Raw genomic sequence first — 20542 nt, 5'->3', positions numbered from 1 at the left:
GACGATTCGACTTGCCCCGCGATTTGATGTTACTGGCCTTCAACCCTTGAGCGGTGCGACCCCACCCCGCTTCTTGGTTTGCAGCAGGTGCGAGAACACCGCGTGCAGGTCATCCGAAGCGCTGTCTTCGTCGAGGTTGAGCTTGCTGTCGATGTGGTCCATGTGGTGCATCATCAGGCTCACCGCCTGGTTGACGTCACGGGCCTCGATGGCGTCGATCAGCTGCATGTGCTCGTCGTAGGAGCAGTGCGAGCGGTTGCCGCTTTCGTACTGGGCGATGATCAGCGAGGTTTGCGACACCAGGCTGCGCTGGAAGCTGATCAACGGGGCGTTGCCCGCCGCTTCCGCCAGTTTCAGGTGGAACTCGCCAGACAGGCGAATGCCGGCACCGCGATCGCCACGGGAGAAGCTGTCGCGCTCTTCGCGGACCATCTGGCGCAGTTCGTTGAGTTGCTCGGCGGTGGCGTGCTCGACCGCAAGCTCGGTGATCGCGCGCTCGACCATGCGCCGCGAGAAGAACACCTGGCGGGCCTCTTCGACCGTCGGGCTGGCCACTACCGCGCCGCGGTTGGGCCGCAGCAGCACCACGCTTTCGTGGGCCAGGCGCGACAGCGCGCGACGGATGATGGTGCGGCTGACGCCGAAGATCTCGCCCAGGGCTTCCTCGCTCAACTTGGTACCCGGCGCCAGACGCTGCTCGAGGATGGCCTCGAAAATGTGCGCGTAGACGATATCGTCCTGGGTTCCGCTACGACCGGCCTTGCCGGTACGCACTGGTTTCTTGAGAGGTTGCAGCTGTTCGTTCATGGGCACTCGAGCACGGAGATCCGCCAGTCGGACCCTGACTGTAATACCAGCCAGAGGGGCGATGGCAAGTCCTGGTAAGAAAATTAAACGATTAAGGTATTGGCACATTGTACACAGCCGCAGGGATTTCTGCAGGTGCCGATGGCCTTTATAGCTACGCCTGCAAATTATCTGGCCACAACAACGAAAACATTATTTGCATTCTTTGTATACAAACGCATAATCCATCCGTGCAACTTCCTGACCCAGAAGTCAACAAACGGTCCGGTGGCCTGCCATCCCATCCGCCTCACAGAGCCCCCCAGTGCGTGCGCAGGACTGGTTCTGGAAAACAAGAAAAGACTTGAGGAGTACACGCTGTGGAAAGCCGCAAATCCGACGCCCCTACGCTGGATCTTGCCCCACCGCTCGAAACGAGCTGGCTGGAGCGGATTTTCAAACTCAAGCTACATGGCACCACCGTCAAAACCGAGATGATCGCCGGGTTGACCACCTTCATCACCATGGCCTACATCATTTTCGTCAACCCCAACATCATGGCCGATGCCGGCATCGATCACGGTGCGGCGTTTGTCGCCACCTGCATCGCTGCCGCCCTCGGCTGCCTGTTGATGGGCCTGTACGCCAACTGGCCGGTCGGCCTGGCACCGGGCATGGGCCTGAACGCCTTCTTTACCTACACCGTGGTCGGGACCATGGGCTACACCTGGGAAGCCGCGCTGGGCGCGGTGTTTGTCTCCGGGGTGCTGTTCATGCTGCTGACTTTGTCGCGGGTGCGCGAATGGCTGCTCAACAGCATTCCGGTCAGCCTGCGCCATGCCATGGGTGCCGGCGTCGGATTGTTCCTCGGACTGATCGGTCTTAAAACCGCAGGGATTGTCGTCGACAGCCCGGCGACCCTGATCAAGCTCGGCTCGCTGCACGAGCCCGGCCCGCTGCTGGCAGCCATCTGCTTTCTGATGATCGCGGTGCTCAGCTATCACCGGGTGTTCGGCGCGATCCTGATCAGCATCATCAGCGTCACCCTCGCCGGCTGGGGCCTGGGCCTGGTCGAGTACGGCGGCTTGTTCTCGCTGCCGCCGAGCCTGGCACCGACCTGGATGGCCATGGATGTTGCCGGGGTGTTCAACGTCAGCATGATCGCGGTGGTGTTTGCCTTCCTCTTCGTGCACATGTTCGACACCGCCGGCACCCTGATGGGCGTGGCCCAGCGGGCCGGCCTGGTGAATGCCGACGGGCGCATCGAGAACCTGTCACGGGCGCTTAAAGCAGACAGCGCCTCGAGCGTGTTCGGCGCGGTGGTTGGTGTACCGCCGGTGACCAGCTATGTAGAGAGCGCGGCAGGTGTCGCCGCCGGCGGCCGTACCGGGCTGACTGCGGTGGTAGTCGGCCTGTTCTTTATCGCCGCCATGTTCTTCGCCCCGCTGGCCGGGATGATTCCTGCCTACGCCACGGCTGGCGCGCTGATCTATGTGGCGATGCTGATGATGGGCAGCATGGCCCACATCAACTGGGATGAAGCCACTGACAGCATCCCGGCGATCGTCACCGCGATCATGATGCCGCTGACCTTCTCGGTCGCCGACGGTATCGCCCTGGGCTTTATCACCTATGTGGTGCTCAAGGCCGGGACCGGACGCTACAAGGAGATCTCGGCCAGCCTGTGGGTGCTGACGGCGATCTTCATTGCCAAGTTCGTGTTCCTGTAAACAAGGCGATTGCGAGACAAGGGCCTCACCTTCGGGTGGGGCTTTTTGTTGTGTGTGAGGGACCTATCGCGGGTCAAGCCCGCTCCTACACCCGCGATGAGGCCGCAGAAAAATCACAGGCAAAAAAAAGCCCGCAGTGTGAGCGGGCAAGGGACCTACGAAGATTCTTCTAGCGACCAACTAGCTTCCACGATAGGTCGAGTAACTGTACGGCGAGATCAACAGCGGCACGTGGTAGTGATCCTGTTCGGCGCTGATGCCGAAACGCAGTACCACCACGTCAAGAAAAGCAGGCTCGGGCAGTTGTACGCCGCGGGCACGGTAGTAGTCGCCGGCGCTGAACTGCAGCTGGTAAACGCCGCTGCGGTAATCATCGCCTTGCAGCAGCGGTGCGTCGCAACGGCCATCGCTGTTGGTCAGGGTAGTGTTCACCAGTTCCAGCTGCTGGCCTTCGACCCGGTACAGCTCGACCTTGATCGAGCTGCCAGGGCAGCCATGAGCGGCATCCAGTACATGCGTGGTCAAACGTCCCATTGCTTGCTCGCCTCTGTTCTATCTGTGGGCAAAAAATACCCGCACGCCAGCGTCAGGAAGCCCGACAACGTGCGGCTGTCGGATTATTAAGACATTTTTCTATGAAATTGTACACAATAATTCGGTATTCTTTCCTGGCACGCCGCTCATCCCCTGTAAATAGGCCATCAGTCGCAAAACCACGCCAATGGCCGACGCGTCCGTCATTAGCTGACCGATCAGGCAGGTTTCTTGCAGGGCTCCTTATAGAGGTGGGAGTGGCCAAAAAGGCAAAGAAAAGCGAAAAAACAGGCTTACAAATCGCAAACAAAGTTGTATACAATCATTCCATCGTCGTGGCCGATACCCTACCCGGGTGCCCACGCCCTCCGTATTCACGTACAAGAAGGAAGACTGCAGTGAGCGCTGATTACCCTCGCGACCTGATCGGTTACGGCAACACCCCACCTCATCCGCGCTGGCCGGGGAATGCCCGCATTGCTTTGTCTTTCGTGCTCAACTACGAAGAAGGTGGCGAACGCAACATCCTTCACGGTGACAAAGAGTCCGAAGCCTTCCTCTCGGAAATGGTCGCCGCCCAGCCGCTGCAGGGCGCGCGCAACATGAGCATGGAATCGCTGTACGAATACGGCAGCCGTGCCGGCGTCTGGCGCCTGCTCAAGCTGTTCAAGGACACCGGCGTACCGCTGACCATCTTCGCCGTGGCCATGGCCGCCCAGCGCCATCCGGACGTGATCCGCGCCATGGTCGAAGCCGGCCACGAGATCTGCAGCCACGGCTACCGCTGGATCGACTACCAGAACATGGACGAGGCCCAGGAACGCGAGCACATGCTCGAAGCCATCCGCATCCTCACCGAACTCACCGGTGAACGGCCGCTGGGCTGGTACACCGGCCGTACCGGGCCGAACACCCGGCGCCTGGTGATGGAGGAAGGCGGCTTCCTCTACGACAGCGACACCTATGACGACGACCTGCCCTACTGGGAACGCAACAACCCCACCGACAAGCCGCACCTGGTGATCCCCTACACCCTGGACACCAACGACATGCGCTTCACCCAGGTACAGGGTTTCAATTGCGGCGAGCAGTTCTTCCAGTACCTCAAGGACGCCTTCGATGTGCTCTACGAAGAAGGCGCCGAGGCACCGAAAATGCTCTCGATCGGCCTGCACTGCCGCCTGATCGGTCGCCCGGCGCGCCTGGCTGCGCTCAAGCGCTTCGTCGAGTACGCCAAGAGCCATGACCAGGTCTGGTTCGCCCGGCGCGTGGACATCGCCCGTCACTGGCATGCCACCCACCCTTTCCAAGCCGAGAACGCCTAATGACCGCATTCAAGACCCTGAAGCCTTCGACCCTGGATCGCACAGCGTTCGTCGAAGCCTTCGCCGACATCTACGAACACTCGCCCTGGGTTGCCGAAAAGGCCTACGACCTCGGCCAGTTGCACGAAGCCGACCAGATCGAAGCCCTGCACCAGCGCATGAGCGACATCCTCCTGAGCGCCGACCACGCCGCCCAGCTTGCGCTGATCAATGCTCACCCGGACCTCGCCGGCAAGGCCGCGATCCAGGGCGAGCTGACCGAATCGAGCACCAATGAACAGGCCGGCGCCGGTATCCACCAGTGCACCGCCGAAGAGTTCGAGCGCTTCACCGTGCTCAACGATGCCTACAAAGAGAAGTTCAAGTTCCCGTTCATCATGGCGGTCAAAGGCAGCAACCGGCACCAGATCCTCGCCGCCTTTGAAAAGCGCATCCACAACTCGGTCGAGGCCGAGTTCAAGGAAGCGCTGGCGCAGATCAACCTGATTGCCCTGTTCCGCCTGCTGCAGCTTTAAGGGCGTCGACCGCCGGGCTGGCCCGAGTGCGCGACGCGAGCGTACCCAGGGCCTGACCGGCGCCACAACGGCACCCTCCACAACACAGAATAAAGAGAATCCGCATGCGCACTTTAGTGATTGAGCCCCTGAGCAAAGAAGCCTTCGCCCCTTTCGGTGACGTGATCGAAACCGACGGCAGCGACCACTTCATGATCAACAACGGCTCGACCATGCGCTTCCATCGTCTGGCCACGGTCGAAACCGCACAACCCGACGACAAGGCGATCATCAGCATCTTCCGCGCCGATGCGCAGGACATGCCCCTGACCGTACGCATGCTGGAGCGCCATCCGCAGGGCAGCCAGGCTTTCATTCCGCTGCTCGGCAACCCCTTTCTGATCGTGGTCGCGCCCGTTGGCGATGCACCTGTATCAGGCCTGGTCCGTGCCTTCATCAGTAATGGAAGGCAGGGCATCAATTACCATCGCGGCGTCTGGCACCACCCGGTGCTGACGATCGAAAAGCGGGATGACTTCCTGGTGGTTGATCGCAGTGGCACTGGCAACAACTGCGATGAGCATTTTTTCAATGAGGATGAGCAATTGATCCTCGCCCCCCACCAATAAGAGAAGACCTGAGCGCCCGGCTACAGGGTGCCAGGGTAGAGGTAAAGACTGTGGAAGCACATCTGTTGGAATGGCTGAACCTGAGCGTGCGTTGGGTTCACATGATCACTGGCGTGGCATGGATTGGCGCGTCGTTCTACTTTGTCTGGCTGGAAAACAACCTCAACCGGGCCAACCCGCGCGACGGTCTGTCCGGCGATCTCTGGGCGATTCACGGTGGCGGGATCTACCACCTGGAGAAGTACAAGCTGGCTCCGCCAAAAATGCCGGAGAACCTGCACTGGTTCAAATGGGAAGCCTACTTCACCTGGATGTCGGGTATCGCCCTGCTGTGCCTGGTGTTCTACTGGAACCCGACCCTCTACCTGCTGGCCCCTGGCAGCACCCTGAGCGGTGGTGAAGGGATTGCCATCGGTGTCGGTTCGCTGATCGCCGGCTGGTTCATCTACGACTTCCTCTGCGACTCGCCACTGGGCAAGCGCCCTGGCCTGCTCGGCCTGGTCCTGTTCGTGCTGGTCATTGCCGCCTGCTACGGCTTCAGCCAGGTGTTCAGCGGCCGCGGCGCGTACCTGCACACCGGCGCGATCATCGGCACCATCATGGTCGGCAACGTGTTCCGCATCATCATGCCGGCCCAGCGTCAGCTGGTGGCCGCCATCGAAGCCAACCAGACCCCCGACCCGCTGCTGCCAGCCAAGGGCCTGCTGCGTTCGCGACACAACAACTACTTCACCCTGCCGGTGCTGTTCATCATGATCAGCAACCACTTCCCGAGCACCTATGGCAGCCAGTACAACTGGTTGATCCTGGGCGGTATCGCGGTGGCTGCGGTGTTGGTGCGTCACTACTTCAACACCCGTCATGACAGCAACAAGTACGCCTGGACCCTGCCGGTCGGCGCCCTGGCGATGATCTGCCTGGCTTACGTTACCGGCCCTGCGCCGATGCCGACTGCGCCACAGCAGGCCGCCGCCAAGGTTGAGTACCAGCCGCTGCCGGAAACCGCCCTGGGTGGCAAGACCGCTGCCGAGAAAGCCGCCGAACAAGCTGCCGCCCCTGCCCAGCCAGCCGCCCCTGCTGCTACCCCGGCCGAGGCCACCGCCAAGCTCGACGATGCCGGTTTCGACAAGATCCACAGCGTCATCCAGGAACGCTGCGCGGTGTGCCATTCGGCCAAGCCGACCAGCCCGCTGTTCAGCGCCGCCCCTGCCGGGGTGATGCTCGATACCCCGCAGCAGATCCAGCAACAGGCCGCGCGCATCCAGGCGCAAGCGGTAGCCACGCAGATCATGCCCCTGGGCAACATCACGCAGATGACCCAGCAGGAACGTGAACTGATTGGCGCCTGGGTCGCCAAGGGAGCACCGACCAACTAAGGCAGCCGCAAGCTGCCAGCTGTAAGCGGCAAGCAAAAAAAAGCTGCAAGCCAAGCGCGACCTCCTGCTTCTTCTTGAAGCTTGGCGCTTGAAGCTTGCAGCTCCAAGAATAAAAACAAAACCGAGGTGTTGCATGTCCGAGTCACGCAAGGCGTACATCCCTGTTGCGCCCCCACGACAGCCACTGCCCCTGTTCCAACTGTTCCTGGTGGGTCTGCAGCATGTGTTGCTGATGTACGGAGGCGCGATTGCCGTGCCGCTGATCATCGGTCAAGCCGCCGGACTTTCTCGTGAAGAAGTCGCTTTCCTGATCAATGCCGACCTGCTGGTCGCTGGTGTCGCCACCATCGTCCAGTCGTTCGGCATTGGTGCTGTCGGCATCCGCATGCCGGTGATGATGGGCGCAAGCTTTGCCGCGGTCGGCAGCATGGTGGCCATGGCCGGCATGCCCGGCGTCGGCCTGCAGGGGATTTTCGGCGCGACCATCGCCGCCGGCTTCTTCGGCATTATCATCGCGCCGTTCATGTCCAAGGTGGTGCGCTTCTTCCCGCCCCTGGTGACCGGCACGGTCATCACCTCGATCGGCCTGTCGCTGTTCCCGGTTGCCGTCAACTGGGCCGGCGGCGGCGCCGATGCCGCACCCTTCGGCTCCCCCGTGTACCTGATCGTCGCCGGCCTGGTGCTGGCCACCATCCTGCTGATCAACCGCTTCATGCGTGGCTTCTGGGTCAATGTCTCGGTGCTGATCGGCATGGGCCTGGGCTACATCATTGCCGGCTCCATCGGCATGGTCGACCTCACCGGCCTGAGCGAAGCGCCCTGGGTCCAGGTCGTCACCCCGCTACACTTCGGCATGCCGACCTTCAGCCTGGCGCCGATCCTGTCGATGTGCCTGGTGGTGGTGATCATCTTTGTCGAGTCCACCGGCATGTTCCTCGCCCTGGGCAAGGTCACCGACCGTGAAGTCACCCCGGGCATGCTGCGCCGTGGCCTGATGTGCGATGCCGGCGCATCGTTCGTGGCCGGCTTTTTCAACACTTTCACCCACTCCTCGTTTGCCCAGAACATCGGCCTGGTGCAGATGACCGGCGTGCGTTGCCGCTACGTTACGGTAGTTGCCGGAGGTTTTCTGATCCTGCTCAGCCTGCTGCCAAAAGCGGCGTTCCTGATTGCCTCGATTCCGCCAGCAGTACTTGGCGGCGCCTCGATTGCCATGTTCGGCATGGTCGCCGCTACCGGCATCAAGATCCTCCAGGAAGCCGACATCGCCGACCGTCGTAACCAGTTGCTGGTGGCCGTCAGCGTCGGCATGGGCCTGATCCCGGTGGTGCGCCCCGAATTCTTTGCACAGATGCCGCAGTGGATGGAACCGATCACCCATAGCGGCATTGCCATGGCCACCGTCAGCGCGTTGATCCTCAACTTGCTGTTCAACATCCTCGGTGGCGCCGAGCGCGCTGCCCACAACGATACCGCCCACCAGCACTGAGCCTTTGGGCGGCGCTTGCCGCCCGGCGTCACCCGAGCAACATGCAAGGCCGTCGACCCGTGGGAGCGGGTCGGCCGGGGCGCTTCGCGCCAAAAAACCGAAAACCAACAATAACAAAGCCGGGAATCACAACATGAAAGGCATCACCACTTCCCTCCTGCTGGGTAGCAGTCTGCTGGCCACCTTGCCAGCCGCCGCAGGGGACTTGCTGCTCTGGCACACCAACAGCCTCACCTACCTCTACGGCAAGGACTTCCAGGTCAACCCGGCGATCCAGCAGACGCTGACCTTCGAACACGCCAACAAGTGGAAGTACGGCGACACTTTCCTGTTCATCGACAAGATCTTCTACAACGGCGGTACCGACCGCAACAAAGGCAGCAACACCTACTACGGTGAGTTCAGCCCGCGGCTGTCGCTAGGCAAGATCTTCGATCGCAAATTCGAGTTCGGTCCGATCAAGGACGTACTGATCGCCATGACCTACGAGTCGGGCGAAGGCGACAACGAGGCCTACCTGATCGGCCCCGGCTTTGACCTGGCGATTCCCGGCTTCAACTACTTCACCCTCAACATCATGCAGCGCAACACCGAAGGCAGCCGCCCAGGTGATCGTGTCTGGCAGATTACCCCAACCTTTTCCTACACCATCCCCGTGGGCAAGTCCGACGTGCTGATCGATGGCTACATGGACTGGGTGGTGGACAACGATCAAACCCGGCGCGGCACCTACCACGCCAACCTGCAGTTCAACCCGCAGGTCAAATACGACCTGGGCAAGGCCCTGAACCTGGGCGCCAAGCAGTTGTACGTAGGTATCGAATACAGCTACTGGAAAGACAAATACGGTATCGAGAACAGTGGGAAGCTCGACACCAACCAGAGCGTTACCAGCGCCCTGGTTAAGGTTCACTTCTAAAAGCTGACCAAACGCACAGTTTTTGCCACACCTGCTCCAGGACGGAGCACTTGAGGACCGGCGCGCAAGCCAGTAATCTGCGCGCCCCCTCGCTCAGGGCAGGACGGATCCTGTCTGCGTTTGCTGACCGCTCAGTCAATGAATTCGGGCGGTTGGCAAGCGTCACGCCATCCAGCAATACCCTTTTCATCTGTTCAGTCTGACGTCGAGCAGGATTGTTGAGCCAGCCCCGAAAAGTTGGCCCAGCTCTTGCCAAACAGCTGTGGCCAATCGAAAAAAACTGACTCAGAAGACAAGTAATTACCAAAAAGGTGCCACACCAGAGCACCGACACAGAATCAATCAAGGGAGCAACTACGCGATGCGTATTACCAACAGCCTGATCCTCGCCAGCGGCCTGCTGGCGGCCAGCACCGGCGCCAGCGCCGGTGACCTGCTGCAATGGCAGAACAACAGCCTGACCTACCTGTGGGGCAAGAACTTCGCCGTCAACCCGTCGATCCAGCAGACCGTGACCTTCGAGCACGCCGATGCCTGGAAGTACGGCGACAACTTCATCTTCGTCGACAAGATCTTCTACAACGGCGACAAGGACTTCAACAACGGCCCCAACACCTACTACGGCGAGATCAGCCCGCGCCTGTCCTTCGGCAAGATCTTCGACCAGAAGCTGGCCTTCGGCCCGGTCAAGGACGTGCTGCTGGCCATGACCTACGAGTTTGGCGAAGGTGACACCGAGTCCTACCTGATCGGCCCGGGTTTCGACCTGGACATCCCGGGCTTTGATTACTTCCAGCTGAACTTCTACCAGCGCCACACCGAAGGCAGCCGCGCCGGTGACAACGTCTGGCAGATCACCCCGGTATGGTCCTACACCATTCCCGTGGGCAAGTCCGACATCCTCATCGATGGTTTCATGGACTGGGTCGTCGACAACGATGCCACCAGCCGCCGTGGTACCTACCACGCCAACCTGCACTTCAACCCGCAGGTCAAATACGACCTGGGCAAGGCGCTGAACTGGGGCGAGAAGCAGTTGTATGTCGGTTTCGAATACGACTACTGGAAGAACAAATACGGCATCAAGGACAGCGATGCCTTTGATACCGATCAGAACACGGCCAGCTTCCTGGTCAAAGCGCACTTCTGATCCGCACGGATACAAAGTTGCGCCTTGCACGGGCGCAACTTTTGATAAGCAAATCAAACTTCGGAAAACTCTTACATCAACTAGGGAATTTTCCTATAAACAAATTCAACCGATACTCGCGCGCCGCACATTCAGACGCAAATACAAACCAGCGGCCGCAAGCCCCGGTGCTATAACCCCAAACGTCAACAAACTGAACACCACCGCCCGGTGATCGATCAGGCGCAGCACATCTGCCAACAGAATACCCAGGCAGACCAGCACGCCCAGCCCAGCCACGCCCAGGCAACTGCCCGGCACAGAAGCAAAGCGACGCCTGCGCGCGCAAAGCAAAACCATGACGCACAGGCTGGTCCAGGCCAATGCAGTGGCCATGTACAAGCCCAAGTGAAAGACATCGTAGGTCAATGTTCTGAAGGGCATTCATGGGCTCCTTATTTAGTTATCAGGGGCGATTATCATTAGCGCCTCGTGCGCATCCTTGCGGCATGAAAGAACCATCACTATAAACCACAGACAAACTTCTTCACTGCATTTATTTGACAATTTTTTCTCATTTCAAGCGTTAGTTTGCCGCCCCACTTCCCCTGCAATAACAAGGCAAACGCCATGCACGCTACACGTTCAGCGCCGGTGCGCTATCTACTGCTATTAACGTCGTTGTGGCTGGTTATTTTCTTACTGACAAGAAGCGCCCTGTACTTCACTCACCTGAGTGAAGCCGGGGGGCATTTTTTCTCGATCTTTACCACCGGCCTGGTCTATGACCTGGGCTTTCTGATTTATGCCGCCCTGCCCCTGGCCGTCTACCTGCTGCTGTGCCCGCCGCCGCTATGGCGGTTGCGGGCGCATCGCGGGTTGCTGCGAGTGGTGATGTTCGCCAGCGTATTCATCATGCTGTTCGTCGCCGTTGCCGAATGGCTGTTCTGGGACGAGTTCGGCGTGCGCTTCAACTTTATCGCCGTGGACTACCTGGTGTACTCCGATGAGGTACTGAACAACATCCTCGAGTCCTACCCCATCGGCCTGATTCTCAGCGTACTGGCACTGGTCGCGCTGGTAGTGACCCTGGCCATTGCCAAACCGTTGCGCCAGGCCCTGGATGCACCTTTGCCCAGTTGGCGTAAACGCCTTGCCAACCTTGCTGGCCTGGCACTGCTGGTTGGCTGTTGCGCGCTGTTGATCAACCAGGACATGCCTCGCGGCCAGGGTGGCAATGCCTACGCCCGAGAACTTGCAAGCAACGGGCCGTACCAGTTCTTTGCCGCGTTTCGCAACAACGAACTGGACTATTCACAGTTCTACGGCAGCCTCAGCGAAAGCCAATCCACCCAGCTGATTCGCGCTGAACTGCAAGAGCCTAACGCGCGCTTCGACGATCAGGAGCCCATGGGCATTCGCCGGGAAATCACTGCCTCGGGTAGCCCGCGCACGCCGAATATCGTCCTGGTCACCATCGAAAGCCTGAGCGCCAAGTACCTGGGCAGCAACGGCGATACCCGCAACCTTACCCCCAACCTCGACGCACTGCGCAAGCAGAGCCTGTACTTCAACAACTTCTATGCCACCGGCACGCGCACCGACCGCGGCCTGGAGGCGATCACCCTGTCGATGCCGCCAACGCCCGGGCGTTCGATCGTCAAGCGCATCGGCCGTGAAAGCGGCTTCGCCAGCCTTGGCCAGCAACTGGCCGAAGTCGGCTATGACAGCGTGTTCGTCTACGGCGGGCGCGGCTATTTCGACAACATGAACGCGTTTTTCAGCGGCAACGGCTACCGGGTCGTCGACCAGAGCAGCGTTGCCGAAGCCGACATCAGCTTCAAGAATGCCTGGGGCATGTCCGATGAAGACCTGTACACCCAAGCGCTAAAACTGGCGGACGCCGACCACGACAACCAGGTGCCGTTCTTCCTGCAACTGATGACCACCTCCAACCATCGCCCCTACACCTACCCCGATGGCCGTATCGATATTCCGTCAGGCAACGGCCGCGATGGCGCGGTGAAGTACACCGACCATGCCATCGGGCGCTTTTGGCAACAGGCCCGCAGCAAACCCTGGTTCGACAACACCCTGTTCATCTTTGTCGCCGATCACACGGCGGGCAGCGCCGGCAAGGAGGACCTCCCGGTCAGCAACTATCAGATCCCGCTGTTCATCTACGCCCCGAAGCTGATCGAAGCGCGCGAGGAGTCAAAACTGGCCAGCCAGATCGACCTCGCACCGACCCTGCTGGGCCTGTTGAACATGAGCTACACCTCGACCTTCTTCGGTCGCGACCTGATGCTCGATGACCGCCTGCCACCGCGGGTGCTGATCGGCAACTACCAGCACCTGGGCCTGTTCAACGGCCAGGACCTGGCTATCCTCAGCCCGCGTGACGGCTTGCGCCGCCACAACCAGGCGCTGGGTGAAAGCCAGGAAGTGAACAGCAGCACCAATGACCCGTTGATCCAGCGCGCAATCGCCTACTATCAGGTCGCCAGCTACGGCTTCACCCACCACCTGCTCGACTGGCTGCCCGCAGCCAACGAGCGCACAGCACTGAAGAACTGATCGAACCTCGCGGCATCAGGCTCTGGCAGCACGCCAGAGCTTGCCGATGACCGCCACCACCGCCAGTACCGCGGCGCCGGCAACGATACCGACGCCGGCGTTGAGCAAGGCGCCGGTCAAGGCGCCGCCGCGGCCTGCGCTGAAGGCTTCAATGGCATGGTGCAGCGGCGCCACGCCGTGCACCAGAATCCCGCCACCGACCAGAAACATCGCCGCCGTGCCGATCACCGACAGGCTTTTCATCATGTAAGGCGCCGCGCGCAGGATGCCGTTGCCGATCGCCTTGGCGGCGCTGGAAGCCTTCTGGGTCAGCCACAGGCCCAGGTCATCGAGCTTGACGATGCCGGCCACCAGGCCATAAACACCGATGGTCATGACAATGGCGATGCCCGAGAGCACGATGATCTGCTGGGTCAGCGGCGCATGGGCGACCGCGCCCAGGGTGATGGCGATGATCTCGGCCGAAAGGATGAAGTCGGTGCGCACCGCGCCCTTGATCTTGCCTTGCTCGAAGGCCACCAGGTCGACTGCCGGGTCCGCCACCGCCTCGGTCAGCGCCGCATGCTCGGCCTGGTCTTGCTCCTTGCTGTGGAGGAACTTGTGCGCGAGCTTTTCGAAGCCTTCAAAGCACAGGAACGCACCGCCAACCATCAGCAGCGGCGTCACCGCCCAGGGGATGAAGGCGCTGATCAACAGCGCCGCCGGCACCAGGATCAGTTTGTTGAGGAACGAGCCCTTGGCCACCGCCCAGACCACCGGGATTTCCCGCTCGGCGCGCACGCCGGTAACCTGCTGGGCATTGAGCGCCAGGTCGTCGCCCAGCACCCCTGCGGTCTTTTTTGCCGCGACCTTGGTCATTACCGAGACATCGTCGAGTACCGTGGCGATATCGTCGATCAATACCAGAAGACTGCTTCCTGCCATGTTTGCCTGATTCCAGCGGGTTGAGAGGGCCACAGTCTAGCTCAAAGTCGCCACCTTGAGCCGCTTGCGAACCCGGTGCTACCATGCGCAACCGCCCTCCCAGGCCCGGGTGCCGCCAGCGGCCAGACACGAGGAACAGCGTCAACCATGAGCAGCATTCGCGAGCGCAACAAAGAACTGATCCTGCGCGCGGCCAGTGAAGAGTTTGCCGACAAGGGCTTCGCTGCCACCAAGACCAGCGACATCGCGGCCAAGGCCGGCCTGCCCAAGCCCAACGTCTATTACTACTTCAAGTCCAAGGAAAACCTCTACCGCGAGGTCCTGGAAAGCATCATCGAACCGATCATGCAGGCGTCGACACCGTTCAATGCCGACGGCGATCCCAAAGAAGTGCTGAGCGCCTACATCCGCTCCAAGGTGCGCATCTCCCGCGATCTGCCGTTCGCCTCCAAGGTGTTCGCCAGCGAGATCATGCACGGCGCGCCGCACCTGAGCCCGAGCCAGGTCGAGCAGCTCAACGACCAGGCCCGGCACAACATCGAGTGCATCCAGGCGTGGATCGACCGCGGCCAGATCGCCCCGCTCGACCCGCACCACCTGATGTTCAGCATCTGGGCCGCGACCCAGACCTACGCCGACTTCGACTGGCAGATCTCGGTGGTCACCGGCAAGGCCAAGCTCGATGACAGCGATTATGAAGCGGCGGCGCAGACCATCATTCGTTTGGTGCTCAAGGGCTGTGAGCCGGACGCTTAGGCAAATTTGCCGAGATCCCTGTGGGAGCTGGCTTGCCAGCGATGAGGCCAGCGAGCGCTTTGCGCTCGATCGCTGGCAAGCCAGCTCCCACAGGTTCCGCGATAGGCCTTAAGCCGCTACACCGGCATCCGCCGTCAACCCCGCCTCCTCGATCGCACTGATCGCGCACTGCTCGTCGATATCCGACGTATCGCCACTGATACCGATCGCTCCCAGCACCACGCCTTGCTGATTACGAATCAGCACCCCACCCGGCGCCGGCACCACCGGGCTTTGACCCAGGCCATTGAGCGCGGCGAAGAACGCCGGGCGCTGTTGCGCGTCCAGCGCCAGCAGGCGCGAGCCCTTGCCCAGGGCAATTGCGCCCCAGGCCTTGCCCATCGCCACTTGCGGGCGCAGCAGGCTGGCGCCGTCTTCACGCTGCAGGGCCAGCAGGTGACCGCCGCTGTCCAGCACCGCCACGGTCAGCGGCGCGGAGGAGATCTTGCGCCCGGCCACCAGCGCAGCGTTCACCAGGCTGACAGCGACTTTCAGGGTCAAAGCGTTCATGGAAAGGTCCTCTTGTTGTTAGAAGCCCGAGGGCAGGTGTAAAAATCAATAGAACAAATAGAACACAATGGCGAATATTTTTGTATACAATAATTTCGACGCGATGAACCAATTCTGACGAAACGCCATTTTTAAAGGCTTCCCGACGAAAGCGCCGATCGCCGATGAAAATGGATTGACCAGAGTCGCCTGGCGTGAATACACTCTGGTGAAAAGCCATTTGTATACAATTACAAAATCAAAGAGGCACAAAACCATGAGCAAAATGAGAGCAATTGATGCAGCCGTTCTGGTGATGCGCCGCGAAGGTGTGGAAACCGCGTTTGGCATTCCGGGTGCAGCCATCAACCCCCTGTACTCGGCCCTGAAGAAAGTCGGCGGTATCGATCACGTCCTCGCTCGTCACGTTGAAGGCGCCTCGCACATGGCCGAGGGTTACACCCGCACCAAGGCCGGCAACATCGGCGTGTGCATCGGCACCTCCGGCCCTGCCGGCACCGACATGGTCACCGGCCTGTACAGTGCCTCGGCCGACTCCATCCCGATCCTGTGCATCACCGGCCAAGCGCCGCGTGCCCGCATGCACAAGGAAGATTTCCAGGCCGTCGACATCACCAGCATCGTCAAGCCGGTGACCAAGTGGGCGACCACCGTTCTGGAACCCGGCCAGGTGCCATATGCGTTCCAGAAAGCCTTCTATGAAATGCGCTCCGGCCGCCCAGGCCCGGTGCTGATCGACCTGCCGTTCGACGTGCAGATGGCCGAGATCGAATTCGACATCGATGCCTACCAGCCGCTGCCGGTGCAAAAGCCTGCGGCCAACCGTGTCCAGGTCGAGAAAGCCCTGGCCATGCTCGACACTGCCGAGCGTCCATTGCTGGTTGCCGGTGGCGGCATCATCAACGCCGATGCCTGCGACAAGCTGGTGGAATTCGCCGAGCTGACCGGCATCCCGGTGATCCCGACCCTGATGGGCTGGGGCATCATCCCTGACGATCACCCGCTGATGGTCGGCATGGTCGGCCTGCAGACCTCGCACCGCTACGGCAACGCCACTATGCTCAAGTCCGACGTGGTGCTGGGTATCGGCAACCGTTGGGCCAACCGTCACACCGGTTCCGTTGACGTCTACACCGAAGGCCGCCGCTTCATTCACGTCGACATCGAGCCGACCCAGATTGGCCGCGTGTTCACCCCGGACCTGGGTATCGTTTCCGACGCTGGCGCCGCCCTGGACGTGTTCCTGGAAGTGGCCCGCGAGTGGAAAGCCGCCGGCAAGCTCAAGGACCGCAGCGCCTGGCTCGAAGACTGCCAGCAGCGCAAGTCGAGCCTGCAGCGCAAGACCCACTTCGACAACGTGCCGGTCAAGCCGCAGCGCGTTTACCAGGAAATGAACCAGGTGTTCGGCAAGGACACCTGCTACGTCAGCACCATCGGTCTGTCGCAGATCGCCGGCGCACAGTTCCTCCACGTCTACAAGCCGCGCCACTGGATCAACTGCGGCCAGGCCGGCCCGCTGGGCTGGACCATTCCTGCGGCGCTGGGCGTGGTCAAGGCCGACCCGACTCGCAAGGTCGTGGCACTGTCGGGCGACTATGACTTCCAGTTCATGATCGAAGAGCTGGCAGTGGGCGCGCAGTTCAACCTGCCCTACGTCCACGTGCTGGTGAACAACTCCTACCTGGGCCTGATCCGCCAAGCCCAGCGCGGCTTCGAGATGGATTACTGTGTGCAGCTGGCGTTCGAGAACGTCAACGCGCCGGAACTCAACGGTTATGGCGTCGATCACGTCGCCGTGGTCGAAGGCCTGGGCTGCAAGGCCCTGCGCGTGACCGAGCCTGGCGAGATCGCCCCGGCCCTGCTCAAGGCGCAAAAGCTGGCTGAAGAGTTCCGGGTACCGGTGGTGGTCGAGGTTATCCTCGAGCGCGTGACCAACATTTCCATGGGCACCGAAATCAACGCGGTCAACGAATTCGAAGACCTGGCCCTGGTCGGCAACGACGCGCCAACCGCGATTTCCCTGCTCGACTGATCGCTGCGAAGGCCCTGCTGCCGGGTGCACAGGGCCCCTTTTTGCAAGGAGACAACCATGCCACGTTTCGCCGCCAACCTGTCCATGCTGTTCACCGAGCAGGACTTCCTCGCCCGTTTCAAGGCTGCTGCCGACGCCGGCTTCAGCGGTGTCGAGTACCTGTTCCCGTACGACTTCAGCTCGGCTGAAATCAAGCAGCAGCTCGATGCCCACGGCCTGACCCAGGTGCTGTTCAACCTGCCGGCCGGCGACTGGGCCAAGGGTGATCGCGGCATCGCCTGCGACCCGGCCCGTGTCGAGGAATTCCGCGCCGGTGTCGATCTGGCCATCGCCTACGCCCAGGTGCTGGGCAACACCCAGGTCAACTGCCTGGCCGGCATCCGTCCACAAGGCCCGGACTGCGCCACGGTGCGCAAGACCTTCGTCGACAACCTCAAGTTTGCCGCCGACAAGCTGCAGGCCGCCGGGATCAAGCTGGTCATGGAAATGATCAACACCCGCGACATCCCGGGCTTCTACCTGAACACCACCAAACAGGCGCTGGAGATCCAGGCCGAGGTGGCGAGCAGCAACCTGTACCTGCAATACGACATCTACCACATGCAGATCATGGAGGGCGATCTTGCCCGTACCGTGCAGAGCAACCTGGCCAAGATCAACCACATCCAGCTGGCCGACAACCCCGGCCGCAACGAGCCGGGCACTGGCGAGATCAACTATCGCTTCCTCTTCGAACACCTGGACCGTATCGGCTACCAGGGCTGGGTGGGCTGCGAATACAAGCCGCTGACCACCACCGAAGCGGGCCTTGGCTGGCTGAAGACCCATAACGCGATTTAAGGATTCCCTGTAGGAGCGGGCTTGCCCCGCGATAGCGGCGGTACGGCCACTATCGAATCGCGGGGCAAGCCCGCTCCTACAGTGCCCTGCATCCAACAATTACAAGAGGCATTTCTCATGGCTAAAATCGGATTTATCGGCACCGGCATCATGGGCCGCCCAATGGCGCAGAACCTGCAAAAAGCCGGTCACAGCCTGTTCCTCTCGACCCACCACGACGCCGCGCCTGCCGACCTGGTCGCCGCCGGCGCCGTAGCCCTGGCCAACCCGAAAGAAGTGGCCCAGGAAGCTGAATTCATCATCGTCATGGTCCCCGATACCCCGCAGGTTGAAGCAGTGCTGTTCGGCGACAACGGCGTGGCCCAGGGCGTCGGCCCGAACAAGGTGGTGATCGACATGAGCTCGATCTCGCCAACCGCCACCAAAGCCTTCGCCGAGAAGATCAAAGCCACCGGCGCCACCTACCTCGACGCGCCAGTGTCCGGTGGTGAAGTCGGTGCCAAGGCCGCGACCCTGAGCATCATGGTCGGCGGCTGCCCGAACGCCTTCGAACGCGCCCTGCCGCTGTTCCAGGTCATGGGCAAGAACATCACCCGCGTCGGCGGCAGCGGCGACGGCCAGACCGCCAAGGTCGCCAACCAGATCATCGTCGCCCTGAACATCCAGGCGGTGGCCGAAGCGCTGCTGTTCGCCGCCAAGAACGGCGCCGACCCTGCCAAGGTGCGTGAAGCACTGATGGGCGGCTTCGCTTCGTCGAAAATCCTCGAAGTGCATGGCGAGCGCATGATCAAGGGCACCTTCGACCCGGGCTTCCGTATCAGCCTGCACCAGAAAGACCTGAACCTGGCCCTGCAAGGTGCCAAGGAACTGAACATCAACCTGCCCAACACCGCCAACGCCCAGCAAGTGTTCAGCACCTGCGCGGCCATCGGCGGCGCCAACTGGGACCACTCGGCGCTGATCAAGGGCCTTGAGCACATGGCCAACTTCTCGATCCGCGGTGAAGAGTAAGAGGCCAGTTGCAAGCTTCAAGCTGCAAGTAAAAGCAGGCCGCGCGTCGATCCGCTTTATCTTGCGGCTTGGAGCTTGAAGCTTGCCGCTTTCAGCGCCCCTGGGTCGGCCTGCACGGAGGCGGGCCCAGGGGCGTTTTTGATTCTGAAAAACAATAAGATTGGAGCCTGCCATGTCGGTCGATCCGCAACACTTTCTGCGCGAGCTGTTCGCCACGGCCATCGATGCCGCGCATCCCCGCCAGGTCCTTGAAGCCCACCTGCCCAGCGACCGCAGCGGTCGCGTCATCGTCATCGGCGCCGGCAAGGCTGCCGCGGCCATGGCTGAAGTCGTCGAGCGCGCCTGGAAGGGCCCGGTTTCCGGCCTGGTGGTTACCCGCTACGGCCATGGCGCCAGCTGCTCGAAAATCGAAGTGGTCGAAGCCGCCCACCCGGTCCCGGATGCCGCCGGCCTGGCCGTGGCCAAGCGGGTACTGGAAATGGTCAGCAACCTCACGGCTGACGACCGGGTGATTTTCCTGCTCTCCGGCGGTGGTTCGGCGCTGCTGGCGCTGCCTGCCGAAGGCCTGACCCTGGCCGACAAGCAACAGATCAACAAGGCCCTGCTCAAATCCGGCGCCACCATCGGCGAGATGAACTGCGTGCGCAAGCACCTCTCGGCGATCAAGGGCGGGCGCCTGGCCAAGGCTTGCTGGCCGGCCACCGTCTATACCTATGCGATTTCCGATGTACCCGGGGATCTGGCCACGGTCATTGCCTCCGGCCCCACCGTGGCCGACCCGAGCACCTCGGCCGAAGCCCTGGCGATCCTCAAGCGCTACAACATCGAAGCGCCTGCTGCGGTCACCGCCTGGCTCAACAACCCGGCCTCCGAGACCGTCAAGGCCGACGACCCGGCCCTGGCCCGCAGCCACTTCCAGCTGATCGCCCGGCCCCAGCAGTCGCTGGAAGCGGCAGCGGTCAAAGCCCGCCAGGCCGGCTTCAGCCCGCTGATCCTTGGCGACCTCGAAGGCGAGTCGCGCGAGGTGGCCAAGGTCCATGCCGGCATCGCCCGGCAGATCGTCCAGCACGGCCAGCCGCTGTCGCCACCCTGCGTGATCCTCTCCGGTGGCGAAACCACCGTGACCGTGCGCGGCAATGGCCGTGGCGGGCGCAACGCCGAGTTTTTGCTGAGCCTGACCGAAAGCCTCAAGGGCCTGCGCGGGGTCTATGCCCTGGCCGGTGACACCGATGGCATCGACGGCTCCGAAGACAACGCCGGCGCACTGATGACCCCGGACAGCTACGCCCGCGCCGCGGCCCTGGGCCTGTCGGCCAGTGACGAGCTGGACAACAACAATGGCTACGGCTACTTCGCCGCGCTCGATGACTTGATCGTTACCGAGCCGACGCGGACCAACGTCAACGATTTTCGCGCCATCCTGATTCTCGAGAGTGCCTGAC

At 61.5% G+C, this 20542-nt stretch carries 19 protein-coding genes; 14 read left to right on the top strand and 5 right to left on the bottom strand.

What is annotated here, in order from left to right; all coding sequences use genetic code 11:
• Positions 1-39: 39 nt before the first annotated feature.
• Positions 40-807 (bottom strand): GntR family transcriptional regulator, encoded by a 768-nt coding sequence (locus ACIOVF_RS06215; RefSeq protein ID WP_036994364.1) that lies wholly within the window; start codon positions 805-807, stop codon positions 40-42.
• Positions 808-1166: 359 nt separating this feature from the next.
• On the opposite strand from ACIOVF_RS06215, the gene ACIOVF_RS06210 reads away from it, so the two are divergent.
• Positions 1167-2516, top strand: coding sequence for an NCS2 family permease (locus ACIOVF_RS06210; protein ID WP_045200426.1), 1350 nt, complete (start codon positions 1167-1169; stop codon positions 2514-2516).
• A 180-nt stretch (positions 2517-2696) separates the two neighbouring features.
• On the opposite strand, the gene uraH is transcribed toward ACIOVF_RS06210, so the two are convergent.
• A complete protein-coding gene (uraH, locus tag ACIOVF_RS06205) occupies positions 2697-3050 on the bottom strand; it encodes a hydroxyisourate hydrolase (protein WP_010225132.1) in 354 nt (117 codons plus the stop codon).
• Positions 3051-3448: 398 nt separating this feature from the next.
• Here uraH and puuE point away from each other — a divergent pair, with 398 nt between their 5' ends.
• The 7 genes from puuE to ACIOVF_RS06170 all read left to right on the top strand — a co-directional run bounded on the left by puuE (position 3449) and on the right by ACIOVF_RS06170 (position 10432).
• Positions 3449-4375, top strand: a complete 927-nt coding sequence (gene puuE / locus ACIOVF_RS06200) for an allantoinase PuuE (protein ID WP_045200424.1) — start codon at positions 3449-3451, stop codon at positions 4373-4375.
• The gene (gene uraD, locus ACIOVF_RS06195) at positions 4375-4890 is read left to right on the top strand and encodes a 2-oxo-4-hydroxy-4-carboxy-5-ureidoimidazoline decarboxylase (protein WP_123568128.1); all 516 of its coding nucleotides are present in this window, start codon (positions 4375-4377) and stop codon (positions 4888-4890) included. Before puuE ends, uraD begins: the two co-directional genes overlap by 1 nt.
• Positions 4891-4994: 104 nt before the next feature.
• A complete protein-coding gene (locus ACIOVF_RS06190) occupies positions 4995-5498 on the top strand; it encodes an ureidoglycolate lyase (protein WP_045200421.1) in 504 nt (167 codons plus the stop codon).
• Between the two features lie 50 nt (positions 5499-5548).
• Positions 5549-6874 (top strand): urate hydroxylase PuuD, encoded by a 1326-nt coding sequence (locus tag ACIOVF_RS06185; protein ID WP_401288207.1) that lies wholly within the window; start codon positions 5549-5551, stop codon positions 6872-6874.
• Positions 6875-7007: 133 nt separating this feature from the next.
• Positions 7008-8363 (top strand): nucleobase:cation symporter-2 family protein, encoded by a 1356-nt coding sequence (locus ACIOVF_RS06180; protein ID WP_401288204.1) that lies wholly within the window; start codon positions 7008-7010, stop codon positions 8361-8363.
• A gap of 133 nt (positions 8364-8496) precedes the next feature.
• On the top strand, positions 8497-9282 hold the full coding sequence (locus ACIOVF_RS06175; RefSeq protein ID WP_045200416.1) for an outer membrane protein OmpK: 786 nt from the start codon (positions 8497-8499) through the stop codon (positions 9280-9282).
• Between the two features lie 361 nt (positions 9283-9643).
• Entirely contained in the window at positions 9644-10432 is a 789-nt protein-coding gene (locus tag ACIOVF_RS06170) for an outer membrane protein OmpK (protein WP_045200414.1), read from the top strand.
• A 105-nt stretch (positions 10433-10537) separates the two neighbouring features.
• On the opposite strand, the gene ACIOVF_RS06165 is transcribed toward ACIOVF_RS06170, so the two are convergent.
• On the bottom strand, positions 10538-10855 hold the full coding sequence (locus tag ACIOVF_RS06165) for a hypothetical protein (protein ID WP_045200412.1): 318 nt from the start codon (positions 10853-10855) through the stop codon (positions 10538-10540).
• A 186-nt stretch (positions 10856-11041) separates the two neighbouring features.
• Between ACIOVF_RS06165 and ACIOVF_RS06160 the strand changes: the two genes are divergently transcribed.
• Positions 11042-12988: an LTA synthase family protein gene (locus ACIOVF_RS06160; RefSeq protein ID WP_401288199.1), complete on the top strand. Its 1947-nt coding sequence runs from the start codon at positions 11042-11044 to the stop codon at positions 12986-12988.
• Between the two features lie 15 nt (positions 12989-13003).
• Here the strand turns inward: ACIOVF_RS06160 and ACIOVF_RS06155 are convergent, their stop codons facing one another.
• Positions 13004-13912 (bottom strand): DUF808 domain-containing protein, encoded by a 909-nt coding sequence (locus tag ACIOVF_RS06155; protein ID WP_045200409.1) that lies wholly within the window; start codon positions 13910-13912, stop codon positions 13004-13006.
• Positions 13913-14059: 147 nt separating this feature from the next.
• Between ACIOVF_RS06155 and ACIOVF_RS06150 the strand changes: the two genes are divergently transcribed.
• Positions 14060-14668, top strand: coding sequence for a TetR/AcrR family transcriptional regulator (locus tag ACIOVF_RS06150; RefSeq protein WP_010225109.1), 609 nt, complete (start codon positions 14060-14062; stop codon positions 14666-14668).
• Between the two features lie 108 nt (positions 14669-14776).
• Here ACIOVF_RS06150 and ACIOVF_RS06145 read toward each other — a convergent pair whose 3' ends face one another.
• The gene (locus ACIOVF_RS06145; protein WP_045200407.1) at positions 14777-15217 is read right to left on the bottom strand and encodes a heme-binding protein; all 441 of its coding nucleotides are present in this window, start codon (positions 15215-15217) and stop codon (positions 14777-14779) included.
• Positions 15218-15473: 256 nt separating this feature from the next.
• On the opposite strand from ACIOVF_RS06145, the gene gcl reads away from it, so the two are divergent.
• The 4 genes from gcl to ACIOVF_RS06125 all read left to right on the top strand — a co-directional run bounded on the left by gcl (position 15474) and on the right by ACIOVF_RS06125 (position 20541).
• Positions 15474-17249, top strand: coding sequence for a glyoxylate carboligase (gene gcl / locus ACIOVF_RS06140; protein WP_045200404.1), 1776 nt, complete (start codon positions 15474-15476; stop codon positions 17247-17249).
• A 57-nt stretch (positions 17250-17306) separates the two neighbouring features.
• Positions 17307-18089 carry a hydroxypyruvate isomerase gene (gene hyi, locus ACIOVF_RS06135; protein ID WP_093385501.1) on the top strand — a complete coding sequence of 261 codons (783 nt, stop codon included), beginning with the start codon at positions 17307-17309 and terminating at the stop codon, positions 18087-18089.
• Between the two features lie 117 nt (positions 18090-18206).
• The gene (locus ACIOVF_RS06130; RefSeq protein ID WP_045200397.1) at positions 18207-19100 is read left to right on the top strand and encodes a 2-hydroxy-3-oxopropionate reductase; all 894 of its coding nucleotides are present in this window, start codon (positions 18207-18209) and stop codon (positions 19098-19100) included.
• 172 nt (positions 19101-19272) lie between these two features.
• Positions 19273-20541 (top strand): glycerate kinase, encoded by a 1269-nt coding sequence (locus ACIOVF_RS06125; protein WP_045200395.1) that lies wholly within the window; start codon positions 19273-19275, stop codon positions 20539-20541.
• Position 20542: the final 1 nt, after the last annotated feature.

The organism is Pseudomonas sp. NPDC087612, assembly GCF_044743505.1.
In the GTDB taxonomy this organism is placed as follows: Bacteria; Pseudomonadota; Gammaproteobacteria; order Pseudomonadales; family Pseudomonadaceae; genus Aquipseudomonas.
This window is presented reverse-complemented; position numbering and strand designations above follow the sequence as displayed.